The sequence below is a fragment of the Hydrogenobaculum acidophilum genome (genome assembly GCF_054656715.1).
In genome coordinates this window covers 1-15,963 of record NZ_BAAHXP010000022.1, presented here as the reverse complement: position 1 = coordinate 15,963, position 15,963 = coordinate 1, and the positions used below count along the sequence as shown (strand labels likewise).

Below are 15,963 nucleotides of genomic sequence, written 5' to 3'. Positions count from 1 at the left end.
GGTGCTTTTAAGAGGTGTAGGTAAAGACCAAGTAGAAAGAGGTCAGGTCTTAGCCAAGCCAGGTTCTATAACTCCCCACAAGAAATTTAAAGCTCAAGTATACGTATTATCAAAAGAAGAAGGTGGTAGACACACCCCATTCTTCCTAAACTACAGACCTCAATTCTACATAAGAACCGCTGACGTCACAGGCACAGTGGTAAAACTTCCAGAAGGTCAAGAGATGGTAATGCCTGGTGACAACGTAGAGCTTGAAGTAGAACTTATCCATCCTGTTGCTATGGAAGAAGGTCTTAGATTTGCAATAAGAGAAGGTGGTAGAACAGTAGGTGCTGGTGTTGTCACCAAAATTATAGAGTGAGGAATGTAGTATGAGAGAAATAATTACGTTGGCTTGTACCGAATGCAAAAGAAGAAACTATTCTATTACCAAAAATAGGCAGAAGCACCCTCAGAGAGTTGAGATAAGAAAGCATTGTCCTTGGTGCAACAAGCACGTAGTTCACAGAGAGGTAAAATAGGGGCACTAGCTCAATTGGCAGAGCGCGGGACTCCAAATTCCGCGGTTGGGGGTTCGACTCCTCCGTGCCCCGCTCTTACGATGAGTTTTGGGATTTTAAATGGATAAAATTTTAAATTTTTTGAAAGAAGTACGGCAAGAGTTAAGAAAGGTATCTTGGCCTGATAAAAAACTCGTCATAAGAGCTACGGTTAGTGTTATAATATTTTCTTTGTTTTTTGGGATATATTTATGGATTGTGGATTTAACGTTTACGAAGATTTTATCTTTTATATTTGGTATTTGGGGTGGTAGTTTATGAACGATAAGCATTGGTATGCTCTGCAGGTAGAAGCTGGTAAGGAAACCACCGCTAAAGAATCTCTAATGAAGGTTATAGAGTTAGACAGGATAAATGATTTGGTAGAAGACATTGTATTGCCTGCAGAGGAGAAAGTTGTAATAAAAGCTTTAGGTAAAGAAAAATATAGATTGTCTTTGAGAGGTAATCACAGAGATATAAGCGTGTTAGGTAAAAAATGTGTTACAGTTTTTAGAATAGAAGAAGGCACTGTTAGAGTGGTTCCGTCAGAGGATGGCGAAGAGTGCAACAGCGATTGTATAAAGGCTGGTGAAATATCAAAGCCAGGCCAAAAAATAACATGTAAAGAAAATAAGACAGAGGCTAAAATAATTTTGGACAACAAGATGTTTCCTGGATATATACTTATAAAAGCTCATATGGACGACAGGCTTTTAAGAGCTATAGAGAAAGCCCCCCACGTGTATAAGCCAGTACTAGTGGGCGGCAAAATAGCACCTTTGAAGGAAGAAGAGGTAAATAAGATATTAGCCCATGCGCAAAAGGGCTTCAAAACTAAAAAATCTATATTTGAAAAAGGTGAGCAAGTAAGGATTATAGAAGGACCTTTTATGAGTTTTACCGGTACTATAGAAGAGGTAAATTTAGAAAGAGAAAAGCTGAATGTGCTTATTAGCATATTTGGAAGATTAACTCCTGTGGAGCTTGATTTTTCACAGGTAGAAAAGATATGAGGAGCGGCATATGGCGAAGAAGTTAACAGCTACAGTTGAATTGATGCTTCCTGCGGGGCAAGCAACACCAGCCCCACCAGTTGGACCAGCTTTGGGTCAGCATGGTATAAACATAATGGAGTTTGTGAAGCAGTTTAACGCTGCTTCTAAGGATATGGAACCAGGTACTATAGTGCCTGTGGTAATAAGTATTTATGCTGATAGAAGTTTTACCTTTATAATGAAAACTCCACCTACTTCTTTCTTGTTGAAGAAGGCGGCTAAGATTCAAAAAGGTTCATCAGACCCTAAGCGTCAAAAGGTGGGTAAAATAACTGTAAATCAGCTGAAAGAGATAGCTCAGTTAAAAGCTAAAGATATGAATACTCAGGACATTGAAGCGGTTATGAGAACTATAGCTGGCACCGCTAGAAGCATGGGCATAGATATAGAAGGTTATAAGGGGTAAGTGCTATGAGAAGAGGAAAGAAGTATGTAGAGGCTTCTAAGCTTGTAATACCGGGTAAAGCTTATGCGTTGCCCGAGGCTGTGGATATACTGAAAAAGATGGAAGATATACTTAAGCGTAAGTTCGATGAAACCGTTGAGCTTGCTATGAAGCTTGGCGTAGATCCAAAGTATGCGGACCAGATGGTAAGAGGCTCTTTGGTATTGCCGGCTGGATTAGGTAGAGAGTTGAAGGTGCTTGTTTTGGCAGAAGGCGATGCTATAAAAGAAGCACAGAATGCTGGTGCTGATTACGCTGGTGGTGAAGATTTGATAAACAAAATATTAAAAGAATCATGGGTAGATTTTGATGTAGTAATAGCTACTCCAGAGATAATGCCAAAGGTTGGTAAGCTGGGTAAAGTGCTGGGTCCAAGGGGTCTTATGCCAAATCCAAAGACTGGTACTGTTACACCAAACGTAAAAGCTGCAGTAGAAGAGGCTAAAAAAGGTAGGGTTGAATTTAAAGTAGACAAAACTGGTAATATTCATATGCCTATAGGTAAAATAAGCTTCAAACCAGAAGACATAGCGAAAAATGCTTATGCGGCCATAGATGCTGTTGTGAGAGCTAAACCTTCTGGAGCAAAGGGGCAATATGTAAGAAGCATAGCTATATCTTTGACCATGAGCCCCTCTGTGGAACTTGATGTTTCAACTACGTTAAAACAATTACAAGAAGCTGTGGCTTAAATGAGGTGATGCTATGAACAAAGAAACGCTTCAAAAAAAGATAGAAACTGTAGAAGGATATAAGAAAAAGCTATCTGATAGCAATTTTGTACTATTTTTCAACTTTAACGGTTTGCCAGCCGATGTGGCTACTTCTTTAAGAAGAGAGCTAAAAGCTATAGGGTCTGAAATGTTGGTTGGTAGAACTACGCTATTTTTTAGGGCTTTTGAGAACACTATAATCCATGATCATAGAGATGTATTTGTAGGTCCTACCGCTATAATATTTTCTTACAAAGATCCCGCAAAAACTGCAAAGGTTGTTTTTGACACATGTAAGTCGTTGGACAAAGACAACCCTCTTAGGTTTATAAAGGCTGGCATGCTTGGCAACAAATATCTTACTCCAAAAGATGTAGAGGCCTTAGCTAACTTGCCAAGCATGGAAGTGCTTGTATCTAAGCTTATGGGTGTGCTGCAATCCCCGGTGGTTGGTTTTATTATGGCTTTAAAGGCCGTTCCTCAAAAGCTTGTGCTTACTTTAAAAGCACTGGAAACTAAAAACTCTTAAAAATTTATTTGGAGGTTTGTAAAGATGGCTACACTTACAATTGATGAAATCGTGGACGCTATAAGCGGCATGACAGTTTTGGAAGTTGCGGAGCTTGTTAAAAAGCTCGAAGAAAAGTTTGGTGTATCAGCGGCTGCAATGGTAGCGGCAGCTCCAGCAGCAGGAGGAGCAGCGGCAGCTCCGGCAGCAGAAGAAAAGACAGAGTTTGACGTAATACTATCCGATGCCGGCGCTAACAAGCTAAACGTCATAAAGGTTGTTAGAGAATTGACGGGTCTTGGCTTGAAGGAAGCTAAAGACTTGGTAGACGGTGCTCCGAAACCAATTAAGCAAGGTGTATCTAAAGAGGAAGCTGAAAATATAAAGAAGAAGCTAGAAGAAGCCGGTGCCAAAGTAGAAGTAAAATAAAGGCTTTGGTAGTTAAGAATATTTTGCTGGAAGAGGAAGGAAACACCCCTTTTGAGGGGTGTATTTTGTTTTTTAGCGTTGTTTAAAAATTTGAATAAGGTGGTGAAGTTATGCTTAAATTAAAGCATGCTATACCAAGGAAGTTTTTTGGTAGACGTAATGAGCTTTTAGATTTGCCTTTTTTGGTTAAAGTACCTAAAGAATCCTTTGAAAATTTTATACAGTTCAATGTAAAGCCTTCGGAGAGAAAAGAACAAGGTTTAGAGTATATATTAAGAACATCTTTTCCATTTCAAGATACAAACAAAAACATATCTGTAGAATACATAGGCTACGAAATAGGAAATTGGGAATGCAACAGATGTGGTTACAAACCTGAGGTAGATTTTCTAGCAGGTGCAAACACCGAATGCCCAAAATGTAGCACTATATTGTCTTACAAGGAAAAATATACTCCAGAAGAATGCAAAGAAAAAGGACTAACCTATAGCGCTCCTTTAAGAATAATGCTTAGGCTTAAGAAGAAAACAAAATCCGGAGAGTACATAGATACACCTAAAAAAATATACTTTGGTGAAATGCCTTTAATGACGCCTATAGGTACTTTTATTATAAATGGTAGTGAGAGAGTTGTTGTAAATCAGCTTATAAGGTCTCCAGGTATATTTTATTCAGACAAAGAGGATAGGCAGAAAGAAGGTACGGTTTCAAGGACTATATTTACCGCAAGCATTCACCCAGATAAAGGCTCTCGCATAGAGTTTGAACTTTCTACAAACTCTGATGTTATAACGGCTCGCATAGATAAAAAACGTATAAGCGCCATTTCTATATTAAGGGCTTTTGGACTTGAAACCGCTTATGATATATTGTCACAGTTTTATGAAGATGTTAAGGCGTTTGAAATAAAAAATAGTGTGCTTGTAGATAAAGCTACAGGCGAAGTATACAAACCAGAAGATTTAGAGTCTTATTACATGTTTGCTGTTTTGAGATATACCGCAAAGATAGAAGGCACCGAAAGGGAAGAGGAGTTTATAGAAGAAAGGCATATTGAAGATATAAACGTGTTGAATAGACTTTTAAAAGACGAGAGGATAAAGATAGAGCTTTTAACTGCCGTACAATCCGAAAAAACCACCAAGAGCTTTTATGGAAAAATAATATTAGAAACGCTAATTGCCGATACTAAAGCCAAAGACCAGCACGGTAAAAGCATTGTTAAGATAAACTCACAGTTTACACTAAAGGATATAGGGCTAAGAGATATATATGTAAAACTAAGATCTATGGAAGGTCTTGTCCAAGAGATGGCAGATATTATCCAACGCTCCAGGGCTTACTTTGAAGCTTACTTTCAGGATATAGCAAGGTTTGATTTATCTAAAGTTGGTAGAGTGAAAATAAACGCTAAAATTTATTTGCATAAAAAATCTTTAAATATAGAAGATCTTGAGGTTTTTAACGAACTACCTGTATTGGAGTTAGCTAAAGATTATGATAAGTACAAAGAAGGTACACTTTTGACTAAAGATATATTGGAAGATATTCTTAAAAGCCATAAGACTGTGGAAGTTAGGGATTACACTGGTTTAGAATCAAGGTTTTTAAACCACAAAGATTTGGTAAACGCTATAAAATACCTTTTGAAGGTAAGATTTGGTAAAGAGAGAAAAGACGATATAGCTCATTTAGGAAACAGAAGGGTTAGACCTGTTGGAGAGCTTTTAGAAAATCAGGCGCGTATAGGTATAGCTAGGATGCTTAAAGCTTTTAGAGATAAGGTAGCTACCATAAACCCTGAAGACCCCACCATAAAAGCTCAAGATCTGGTAAACTCAAGATATCTTGTTTCTTCTATGTTTGAATTTTTGAAGGGCGGTCAACTTTCTCAATATCTTGATAACACAAACCCTTTGTCTTCTTTGACACATAGAAGAAGGTTGTCAGCCTTGGGACCAGGAGGACTTACCAGAGAAAGTGCAAAGTTTGAAATAAGGGACGTCCATCCATCACATTATGGTAGACTTTGTCCTATAGAAACGCCAGAAGGCCAAAATATAGGTCTTGTGACATCTATGACTACTTACGCTCAAACAAATGAATATGGCTTCTTGGTAACGCCTTATAGGAAAGTTATGAATGGTGTTGTTACCGATGATATAGAGTTTTTGGCCGCTTACGAGGAAGAAAACTTTGTTATAGCTCAGAGCACCCCCACAGACCAGAAAGGTAAAATTTTGGGGGATAGGGTAATAGCAAGGTATAAAAACGATATCCAAATTGTAAAGCCACAGGATGTAAACTATATAGACGTTTCTCCACGGCAGATAATATCAGTATCCGCTTCTTTGATACCGTTTTTAGAGCACGACGATGCTAACAGAGCTTTGATGGGTTCTAACATGCAAAGACAGGCAGTGCCTCTTATCTTTACTCAAGCTCCTTTGATAGGTACTGGCATGGAATCTAAAGTAGCTGTGGATAGCGGTTCTGTAGTGCTTGCAAAAAGAGGCGGGATAGTGGAAGAAGTTGATTCCAACCGTATAGTAATAAGGGTAAATCCCAACGAAATAGATGAAAAAGACCCTCTTGACATGGGTATTGATGTTTATAAGCTTTTAAAATTTGTAAAAACAAATCAAAATACTTCTGTAAATCAAAGACCTATCGTGTACAAGGGGCAAAAGGTAAAGAAGGGAGACTGTATAGCTGATGGCCAATCTACTTTTATGGGTGAACTAGCCCTTGGCAAGGATCTGCTTGTTTGTTTTATGCCGTGGCGTGGTTACAACTTTGAGGATGCTATTGTAATATCTGAAAGGCTTGTAAAAGAGGATGTGCTTACATCTGTTCACATAGAAGAGCTTAAGGCAGAGGCAAGGGAAACTAAGATAGGTGACGAGGAAATCACTAGACAAATACCTGGTGTTCCAGAAAAAGCTTTGTCAAATTTAGATGAATATGGCATAGTAAGGGTCGGTACTTATGTAAAACCAGGCGATATACTGGTTGGTAAGGTAACTCCTATAGGCGAGACACAGCTAACACCTGAACAAAAGCTTTTGCAAGCTATCTTTGGTGAAAAATCAAGGGATGTCAAAGATTCTTCTTTAAGATGTCCTCCCGGTATAGAAGGTGTAGTGGTGGATGTACAAGTATTCACAAGAAAGCTTAGCGATACCAAGAAAAGCCCTCTCATTGATCATGTTGAGCAAGAGGAAAAAAATCGTATAAGAAAAGAGCAAGAGTTCATGAGAAACCTCGTTACCGAAAAGCGGAATGAGATAGTAAGGGACCTTGTGCTTGGTAAAGTCATAAATAAACCCATAAAGCTTGCTAAAAAGACTTACGAAGAAGGTACTGTTATAGACGAGGCTCTTTTCGAGAGTATAGCAAATTTTATAGTTACTAAACCAGAAAACTTTTTCTCTGATAAAAAGCTTATAAAGAAAATAGAGGAGATAAGAGACAAAGCTCAAGCCCAACGTAAGGTTATAGACAAGATATATGAGGAAAGGATAGAAAACGTAGGAAAACAAAGCGATTTGCCAAGTGGTGTAATCACAATGGTTAAGGTGTATATAGCTCAAAAGCGTAAAATAAGGGTAGGGGATAAGATGGCTGGAAGACACGGTAACAAAGGTGTTATATCGGTAGTTCTTCCGGTGGAAGATATGCCATTCTTACCAGACGGTACTCCTGTAGATGTAGTTTTAAATCCTCTCGGTGTGCCATCTCGTATGAACGTAGGACAAATATTAGAGACTCACTTAGGCATGGCATCCAGATACATAGGCAAAAAGATTCAAGAGATGATAGACGAGTATTTTGATAGGGCAGAGATTACAGAGTATATAGCCAATATTTATGCTATAGGTGATAAAAGCGGTGAAAACAAAAACTTCATCAAAAATATACTAAAAAGCTTATCCGACGAGGAGTTTAAAAATATAGTAAGTTTTATGGCGCAAAACGGTATACCGATGGCTACACCGGCTTTTGAAGGTTGCGACGAGGAAGATTTAAAAGCCCTTCTTAAAGAAGCAGACTTGCCGGAAGATGGTAAGTTTGTATTGTACGATGGTAGGACAGGTGAACCTTTTGATTTTAGGGTCACTACTGGCTACATGCATATGCTTAAACTTATACACATGGTAGAAGACAAGATACACGCTCGCTCCACAGGTCCTTACTCGTTGGTCACTCAACAACCTTTGGGAGGTAGAGCTCAATTTGGTGGTCAGCGTTTAGGAGAAATGGAAGTATGGGCCTTAGAGGCTCACGGTGCGGCTTATACATTGCAGGAGATGCTTACTGTCAAATCAGACGATATAGAAGGTAGAAATAGAGTATATGAATCTATAGTAAAAGGCAAACATTTCTATTCACCGGGTATACCAGAATCCTTTAAAGTGCTTGTTAGAGAGCTTAAATCCTTAGGACTAAATGTTATGTGTGAAAACGGTGAATCAAAAAGCTGCGATAGCGTTGATTTGGATAAGAAAGAGGAGGAACGTTGATGAAAAGAGGTTTGTTGCCTTTTAATAAAATAAGATTGTTGCTTGCTTCTCCAGAGCAAATACTTAGCTGGAGTCATGGAGAGGTGAAGCGTCCAGAAACCCTTAACTATAGGACTCTTAAACCAGAAAAGGAAGGTCTTTTCTGTGCAAAGATATTTGGACCCATAAAAGACTACGAGTGTTTGTGTGGTAAATACAAAGGAAAGAGATTTGAAGGTACCATTTGTGATAGATGTGGTGTTGAAGTAACAAAGTCATACGTTAGAAGAGAGCGTTTTGGACATATAACGTTGGCTACCCCTTGCTCTCATATATGGTTTTTAAAATCTTCCCCCTCAAAAATAGGTACTTTGCTTGGATTATCCGCTAGAGATATAGAAAGAGTAATATATTTTGAATCATACTTAGTTGTGGAGTATCCAACTCCGGATATGGAGGCTACTTTTTCTAATTCTGAGAGCACAATACCTGTTGTAAAAGATGGCATTACTTACCATGTGAAGTTACACGTTGTCACAGAAGAGCAGTATGAAAAAGAATTTGCTTATAGCGTGGACAATAGATACGAAAGTGGGATGGGTGCGGAGTTTGTAAGGTATGTTTTATCCATACTTGACTTAGAGACGTTTGCTTGGAAGCTAAAAAAGATATTGAAACCTTACACCTTTGGTTTTGAGGATTTAGGCCCAAAAATGGAAGCCGAGCATAAAAAATTGTATGAAAAGCTTATAATGTTTTTAGCGGATAGAGTAAAGCTTTATAGCATAGGTATATCAACTTCTTTAAAAGGCGTTCAGATGTCGTTAGAGGATGTCCTTCATGGTATAATAAGCGAAAGCATATACCTCAACGTAAAAACTGGCGAGATATCAAACGAGGATTTGGGCGAAGATTGGTACACATCTAAAGATGCTATTAAGTATAGATTTGAATATGTAAGAGGACAAAATCAAAACGTTCCTGTTTTTGACAAAATTCAAGAAGATTTAAGAAGCGTTGTTTTAAAAGACTTTTCTGACAACAGGGTAAAGACTTTAGTAAAAACCTTGAAACTTATAGAAGGATTTCTTAAGTCTTCCAATAGACCAGAGTGGATGATACTTACCGTTTTGCCAGTGATACCACCTGAGTTAAGACCGCTTGTAGCCCTTGATGGTGGTAAATTTGCTACCTCTGATTTAAACGATTTGTATAGAAGGCTTATAAATAGAAACAATAGGTTAAAAAGACTTATAGATTTAGATGCTCCTGATATCATAGTAAGAAACGAAAAACGTATGCTCCAAGAGTCTGTAGATGTCCTTATAGACAATGGTAAAAGGGGTAAGGTGGTAAGCCAGCACAATAGACCCCTCAAAAGCCTATCAGACTATCTAAAAGGAAAACAGGGGAGATTTAGACAAAACCTTCTTGGTAAGAGGGTTGATTATTCTGGACGTTCCGTCATAGTGGTGGGTCCTTCTTTGAAGATGCACCAGTGTGGCTTACCAAAGATAATGGCTTTAGAGCTTTTCAAACCTTTTGTATATAGAAGACTTGAAGAGAAAGGCTACGCTACGTCTATAAAGAATGCGAGAAAAATGGTAGAGCAAAAACAACCAGAAGTTTGGGAATGTTTGGAAGAGGTGGTAAAACAACATCCTGTACTTCTGAATAGAGCCCCGACGCTTCATAGGATGTCTATACAAGCTTTTGAACCTGTGTTGGTGGAAGGTAAAGCTATTCAACTTCATCCTTTGGTATGTCCTCCTTTCAACGCCGACTTTGACGGAGACCAAATGGCTGTGCACGTACCCCTTGGCATAGAAGCTCAGTTAGAATCCTATATCCTAATGTTGTCTACTCAAAACATACTTTCACCCGCCAACGGTAAACCTATAATGCTACCATCCCAAGATATGGTGTTGGGTTTATTTTATGCTTCAAATTATGTAAACGGTGCAAAAGGCGAAGGTAAGATATTCTTTTCAAAAGAAGAGGCGTTTTTGGCTTTTGAGAATAAAAAAATCGATATTCATGCAATTATAAAGGTAAAGCTTGGAAACTCGTTTGTAGAAACAAGCGTAGGAAGACTTTTGATAAACGAAGCTCTTCCAAAAGGCTTTAGGTTTGTGAACGAAGTGTTGGATAAGAAAAGTATATCTAGGCTTATAGCTGATATTTATAAAACCTATGGTCCAGAAATCACCGCTCAAACGTTAGATAAGCTAAAAGAATTTGGTTTTGAAATGGCTACTAGAGCTGGTATTTCCATAGGCGTTGAGGATATGAAGATACCAAAAGCTAAAAAACGCTTGGTAGATAAAGCATTTCAACAGATGGATGAAGTCTTGGACCAGTATCGTAAAGGTATTATTACAAATAAGGAAAGATACAACAAAACTATCGATATATGGTCTCAAACTACGGAAGATGTTACCAAAGCAATGTTCTCCGAAATAGAAAAGTCAGAGCAGATAGAAAACAACAAAAAATTACCAGGACTTTTCAATCCTATTTACATGATGGCTAACTCCGGGGCTCGTGGTAACAAAGACCAGCTAAGACAGTTGGCTGGTATGAGGGGATTGATGGCTAAGCACTCTGGAGAATTTATAGAAACTCCTATAACTTCAAACTTTAGGGAAGGCCTATCTGTTTTGGAATATTTTATATCTACTTATGGAGCTAGAAAAGGTCTTGCCGATACGGCTCTTAAAACATCGTTTGCTGGATATCTCACTAGAAGGTTGGTGGATGTAGCTCAAGATGTAGTTATTACAGAACATGATTGTGGTACAAAAAGGTATGAGATTATAGAGTCCATAGTAGAAAATGGAGAAGAAAGAATATCCTTGAAAGAAAGGTTGGTGGGTAGGGTATTGGCAGAGGATATATACGACCCAAACAGCAAAGAGCTAATAGCTAAGGCAAACGAGGTGGTAGATGAAGAGCTTGCTAGCAAAATACAACAATCTGGTATAGTACAGGTAAAAGCTAGGTCCGTCCTTACTTGTGAATCGGAAAGTGGAATATGCTCTATGTGTTATGGATGGGACTTGTCCCAAAGAAAGTTGGTATCTCCTGGTGAGGCGGTTGGCATAATAGCGGCTCAATCTATAGGAGAACCCGGTACTCAGCTTACGATGAGAACGTTCCACATAGGCGGTGCTGCTACGGCTCAAAAGGTTCAAAGTGAGCTTGTGATAGAAAACGAAGGCACTCTTAAATTCCAAGGTTTGAAGCTTTTAAAAAATAGGAGTGGAAAGTTTATAAATATATCTCAAGAAGGTGTAATATTTGTGCTTGACCAAAACGGAAGGACTATAGAAAGACATACTGTACCGTATGCAGCTGAAATTTTGTTTAAAGATGGTGATAAGGTAAAGCAAGGAGACATAATAGCGAAATGGGATCCCTTCAATACATACATAATAGCGGAATCTAGCGGTGAGTTGGTGCTTAAAGATATCATAGTGGATGTGACTGTAAAAGAAGAAAGGGATACTCTCACCGGGAAAACGGCTATAGTGGTTTCTTTCTTGAGGGCAAAAGACGCACAACTTCATTCTCCAAGAATTATCATCAAATCAGAAGATGGCAGTGAATATACTTACGATTTGCCAGTTAACTCTATATTAAATATACCTTTTGAAAAGCTAAAAACTGTATGGGATAAATGTTTAGCTTGTTCTGAAGCTGAGAAAAACGATGTACAGCATAATTACTATTATTTGGAACACTTTACAGTGCATCCTGGTGATGTTATAGCTCGTATTCCTAAGGAAACTACTAAGGTGAGGGATATAGTTGGCGGTCTTCCTAGAGTTGAAGAGCTTTTTGAAGCTAGAAAACCAAAGAATCCAGCTATTATCTCTGAAATTGAAGGTATTGTAAAAATATATGAGGATGCTGATGAGGTTATGATTATATCCTCTAAAGGTACTAAAAAATACGATATTAAAAACGAGTTTATCCTCGTTAAACATGGTCAAGAAGTAAAAGAGGGTACAAAGATAACGGATACTATAGTAAGCGATGTCAGCGGTAAAGCGATAGTAAGAGCTAAAGGTAGTAAGATAGTTGTTTACAATAAGCAAACTGGTCAAGAAAAGGTTTATTCGGTACCAAAGGGTAAATTCTTGCAAGTGAAGGATGGGGACTACGTTAAGGTGGGAGACCAGTTAACGGACGGGACACCTCTTTTAGAGGAGATACTCAAGATAAAAGGTATAGATGAGCTTCAGAAGTTTCTATTGAAAGAAATTCAAATGGTTTACAAGCTTCAAGGTGTTGATATAAACGATAAACACATTCAAATAATCATACGTCAGATGTTGAGAAAGAGAATAGTGGTAGACCCGGGAGACAGTAGATTTGTTGTAAATGAAGAGGTTGATGTGACTGAGTTTAACAAAGAGGTAGAGAATATTAGAAGAGAAGGCGGCAAGATACCAAAAGCTGAGCCGGTATTGGTGGGTATTACAAAGGCTGCTTTATCTACTAAAAGCTGGATATCTGCTGCATCTTTCCAAGAAACTACCAGAGTGCTTACAGAAGCTGCCAGTGAAGGAAAGGTGGATGATTTGACTGGAATCAAAGAAAATGTTATAATAGGCAACCTTATACCAGCCGGTACAGGTTTGGAAGAATATAAAAGCGTTAAGATAGAGATTGTGGAGCATGCAGTAGAATCTAAGAAGCAAGTATAAAATGCTTGCTTTTTTTTGGCTTTTATGGTAGAATACTAGTTTATTGTTTAGGAGGAGAAACTAGCTTATGCCTACAGTGAACCAGCTTATAAGAGAAGGTCGCGAGAAGATAAAGAAAAAAAGCAAGGCCCCAGCCTTGCAAGGCAACCCTCAGAAAAGAGGAGTCTGTGTGCGTGTTTATACAGTTACACCAAAGAAACCAAACTCCGCTTTGAGAAAAGTTGCTAGGGTAAGATTGTCGAACGGTATAGAAGTCACTTGTTATATCCCTGGTGAAGGGCACAACTTGCAAGAGCACTCTATAGTGCTTGTTAGAGGTGGTAGGGTAAAGGACTTGCCAGGTGTAAGATATAAAATTATACGTGGAGCTCTGGATACTGCCGGCGTTGCCAATAGAAGGCAATCTAGGTCAAAATATGGTGCGAAAAGACCTAAGGCTGGTGCTGCTCAAACTACCAAAGGGGGTAAGAAGTAATGCCTAGGAAAGGAAGAGTACCAAGAAGAGAGATACTACCAGATGCCAAATACAATAGCATAATAGTTCATAAGCTTATAAATAAAGTTATGAAAGATGGAAAGAAAAGCGTAGCTGAGCATATAGTTTACACCGCGTTAGAAACCGTGGCCCAAAAGCTAAACATTTCCCCAGTGGAGGTTCTTGAAAAAGCTCTTGAAAATGTTAAACCTGTGTGGGAAGTACGCCCTCGTCGTGTAGGTGGTGCTACCTATCAGGTACCTGTAGAAGTAGAAGAGCATAGAAGGGAGTCTTTGGGTATAAAGTGGTTAGTGGAAGCTGCAAGGGAACGCTCTAGGCACAGAGGCTCTTATAACATGGAGGAAAGGTTAGCTGCTGAATTAATGGATGCCATAGACAACAAAGGTGCAGCTGTTAAGAAAAAGGAAGACACTCATAGAATGGCGGAAGCCAATAAAGTTTTTGCTCATTTCAAATGGTAAGGGGAGAATAGGTTATGCCAAGAACAGTTCCGATAGAAGACTTAAGAAATATAGGTATAGTAGCCCACATAGACGCCGGTAAGACAACCACCACAGAGCGTATATTGTATTACACAGGCAAAACTTATAAGATAGGAGAGGTCCACGAAGGTGCCGCTACTATGGACTGGATGCCTCAAGAAAAAGAAAGAGGTATCACCATTACAGCGGCTACAACTGCTTGTTATTGGAAAGGAAAGCAAATAAACATCATAGATACACCGGGACACGTTGATTTTTCCGTAGAAGTCGTTAGGTCAATGCGTGTTTTGGACGGTATTATATTTATATTTTCTGCAGTGGAAGGTGTGCAGCCACAATCTGAAGCAAACTGGAGATGGGCTGATAAATTTAACGTAGCTCGTATAGCTTTTATAAACAAATTAGATAGATTGGGTGCAGATTTTTATAGGGTTTACGATGAGATAGTTAAAAAACTTACTATAAAACCAGTGGCTATTCAAATTCCAATAGGTACTGAGGATAACTTTGTTGGTGTTGTAGACCTTATGAACATGAACGCTATAATATGGCTTGAAGAAACCCTTGGGGCAAAATATGAAATAAGACAAATACCAGAAGAGTATAAGACAAAAGCCCAAGAATGGCGCGAAAAAATGGTGGAAGCTATAGCAGAAACCGATGACACTCTGATGGAAAAGTATTTAGAAGGTCAAGAGTTAACTGTAGATGAGTTAAAAAATGCCCTTAGAAAAGCCACTATAAACAAACAAGTAGTGCCAATTTTGTGTGGTTCATCGTTTAAGAATAAAGGTGTTCAGCCGCTTCTTGACGCTGTTATAGACTATCTTCCTTCTCCTTTGGATGTACCTCCGGTGGTTGGTATAAACCCAAAAACGAATCAAGAAGAAACTAGATTGCCACAAGATGATCAGCCTTTCTGCGCTTATATATTTAAGGTTGTATCGGACCCTTATGCAGGTCAGCTTAGCTATTTTAGAGTTTTCTCGGGTAAAGTGCAAGCCGGTTCTTATGTGTTGAACTCTACAAAAGATAAAAAAGAACGTATAGGTAGATTGCTTTTAATGCACGCCAACACTAGAGAAGATATAAACGAAGTGGCTGCTGGTGAAATAGCTGCAGCTGTTGGTGTTGATGCTGCCACTGGAGATACCATATGTGATGAAAAAAATCCAATAATCCTAGAGAAGCTTGAGTTTCCAGAACCTGTTATATCTATGGCTATAGAGCCGAAGACTAAAAAAGATCAGGAAAAATTATCTCAAGTTTTGAATAAATTTATGAAGGAAGACCCTACGTTTAAAGCTTCTATGGACCAAGAAACTGGGCAAACTTTGATACATGGAATGGGTGAGCTTCACCTAGAGATAATGGTTGATAGAATGAAGAGAGAATACAACATAGAAGTAAATGTAGGTAAACCTCAGGTTGCTTATAAGGAAGCTCTCAAGGGTAAGGCAGTGGCTGAGGGTAAATTTATAAGACAAACTGGTGGTAGAGGTCAGTATGGTCACGTTGTGATAGAGGTAGAGCCTTTGGAAAGAGGTAGTGGTTTTGTCTTTGAAAATGCCATAGTCGGTGGTGTTATACCTAAAGAATTTATACCACCGGTAGAAGAAGGTATAAAAGAAGCCATGGAAAACGGCGTTTTAGCTGGATATCCGGTGGTGGATGTGAAGGTAAAGCTATTTGATGGTTCTTATCACGAAGTGGACTCGTCGGAAATAGCCTTCAAGATAGCCGGTTCTATGGCTTTTAAAGAAGCTGCTAAAAAAGCTGGAGTTGTGCTTTTAGAACCTATAATGGAAGTGGAAGTTGAAACGCCAGATGACTATGTTGGAGATGTCATAGGTGATTTAAATTCAAGACGTGGCAAGATTATGGGCATGGAAAACAAAGGTATTATTACTTCTATAAAAGCTCATGTACCACTATCGGAGATGTTTGGTTATGCTACAAATTTAAGGAGCTTAACCCAAGGTCGTGGTACGTTTATAATGAAGTTCTCCCATTATAGCGAAGCACCTCAAAGCATTACAGAAAAAGTAATTGGTGAAAGATCAGCAAATCAGTAAAAGG

General features: G+C 38.7%; 13 protein-coding genes and 1 tRNA gene. All 14 read left to right on the top strand.

Annotated elements, in window-relative coordinates; translation table 11 throughout:
* Positions 1–361 (top strand): EF-Tu C-terminal domain-related protein (locus tag ACYQZV_RS08525; protein ID WP_459892768.1); only part of this gene is annotated, 361 nt, incomplete at its 5' end.
* 10 nt (positions 362–371) lie between these two features.
* Positions 372–521, top strand: coding sequence for a 50S ribosomal protein L33 (gene rpmG, locus ACYQZV_RS08520; RefSeq protein WP_012513298.1), 150 nt, complete (start codon positions 372–374; stop codon positions 519–521).
* Positions 521–593 (top strand) — tRNA-Trp (locus tag ACYQZV_RS08515). The genes rpmG and ACYQZV_RS08515 overlap by 1 nt, the downstream gene beginning before the upstream one ends.
* A 27-nt stretch (positions 594–620) precedes the next feature.
* Positions 621–821, top strand: a complete 201-nt coding sequence (gene secE, locus ACYQZV_RS08510; protein ID WP_459895090.1) for a preprotein translocase subunit SecE — start codon at positions 621–623, stop codon at positions 819–821.
* A complete protein-coding gene (gene nusG, locus ACYQZV_RS08505; RefSeq protein ID WP_459895088.1) occupies positions 818–1,555 on the top strand; it encodes a transcription termination/antitermination protein NusG in 738 nt (245 codons plus the stop codon). The genes secE and nusG overlap by 4 nt, the downstream gene beginning before the upstream one ends.
* Before the next feature lie 10 nt (positions 1,556–1,565).
* Entirely contained in the window at positions 1,566–2,003 is a 438-nt protein-coding gene (gene rplK / locus ACYQZV_RS08500; protein ID WP_459895085.1) for a 50S ribosomal protein L11, read from the top strand.
* Between the two features lie 5 nt (positions 2,004–2,008).
* Positions 2,009–2,734, top strand: coding sequence for a 50S ribosomal protein L1 (gene rplA, locus ACYQZV_RS08495; protein WP_459895082.1), 726 nt, complete (start codon positions 2,009–2,011; stop codon positions 2,732–2,734).
* Between the two features lie 13 nt (positions 2,735–2,747).
* Positions 2,748–3,284, top strand: a complete 537-nt coding sequence (gene rplJ, locus ACYQZV_RS08490; RefSeq protein WP_459895079.1) for a 50S ribosomal protein L10 — start codon at positions 2,748–2,750, stop codon at positions 3,282–3,284.
* A 24-nt stretch (positions 3,285–3,308) separates the two neighbouring features.
* A complete protein-coding gene (gene rplL / locus ACYQZV_RS08485; protein ID WP_459895076.1) occupies positions 3,309–3,692 on the top strand; it encodes a 50S ribosomal protein L7/L12 in 384 nt (127 codons plus the stop codon).
* Between the two features lie 110 nt (positions 3,693–3,802).
* Positions 3,803–8,215 carry a DNA-directed RNA polymerase subunit beta gene (gene rpoB / locus ACYQZV_RS08480; protein WP_459895073.1) on the top strand — a complete coding sequence of 1,471 codons (4,413 nt, stop codon included), beginning with the start codon at positions 3,803–3,805 and terminating at the stop codon, positions 8,213–8,215.
* Positions 8,215–12,906 (top strand): DNA-directed RNA polymerase subunit beta', encoded by a 4,692-nt coding sequence (gene rpoC, locus ACYQZV_RS08475; RefSeq protein WP_459895071.1) that lies wholly within the window; start codon positions 8,215–8,217, stop codon positions 12,904–12,906. The genes rpoB and rpoC overlap by 1 nt, the downstream gene beginning before the upstream one ends.
* Before the next feature lie 67 nt (positions 12,907–12,973).
* Positions 12,974–13,381, top strand: a complete 408-nt coding sequence (gene rpsL / locus ACYQZV_RS08470) for a 30S ribosomal protein S12 (protein WP_459895068.1) — start codon at positions 12,974–12,976, stop codon at positions 13,379–13,381.
* Positions 13,381–13,863, top strand: a complete 483-nt coding sequence (gene rpsG, locus ACYQZV_RS08465; protein WP_459895065.1) for a 30S ribosomal protein S7 — start codon at positions 13,381–13,383, stop codon at positions 13,861–13,863. The genes rpsL and rpsG overlap by 1 nt, the downstream gene beginning before the upstream one ends.
* Before the next feature lie 14 nt (positions 13,864–13,877).
* A complete protein-coding gene (fusA, locus tag ACYQZV_RS08460; protein WP_459895063.1) occupies positions 13,878–15,959 on the top strand; it encodes an elongation factor G in 2,082 nt (693 codons plus the stop codon).
* Positions 15,960–15,963 lie beyond the last annotated feature (4 nt).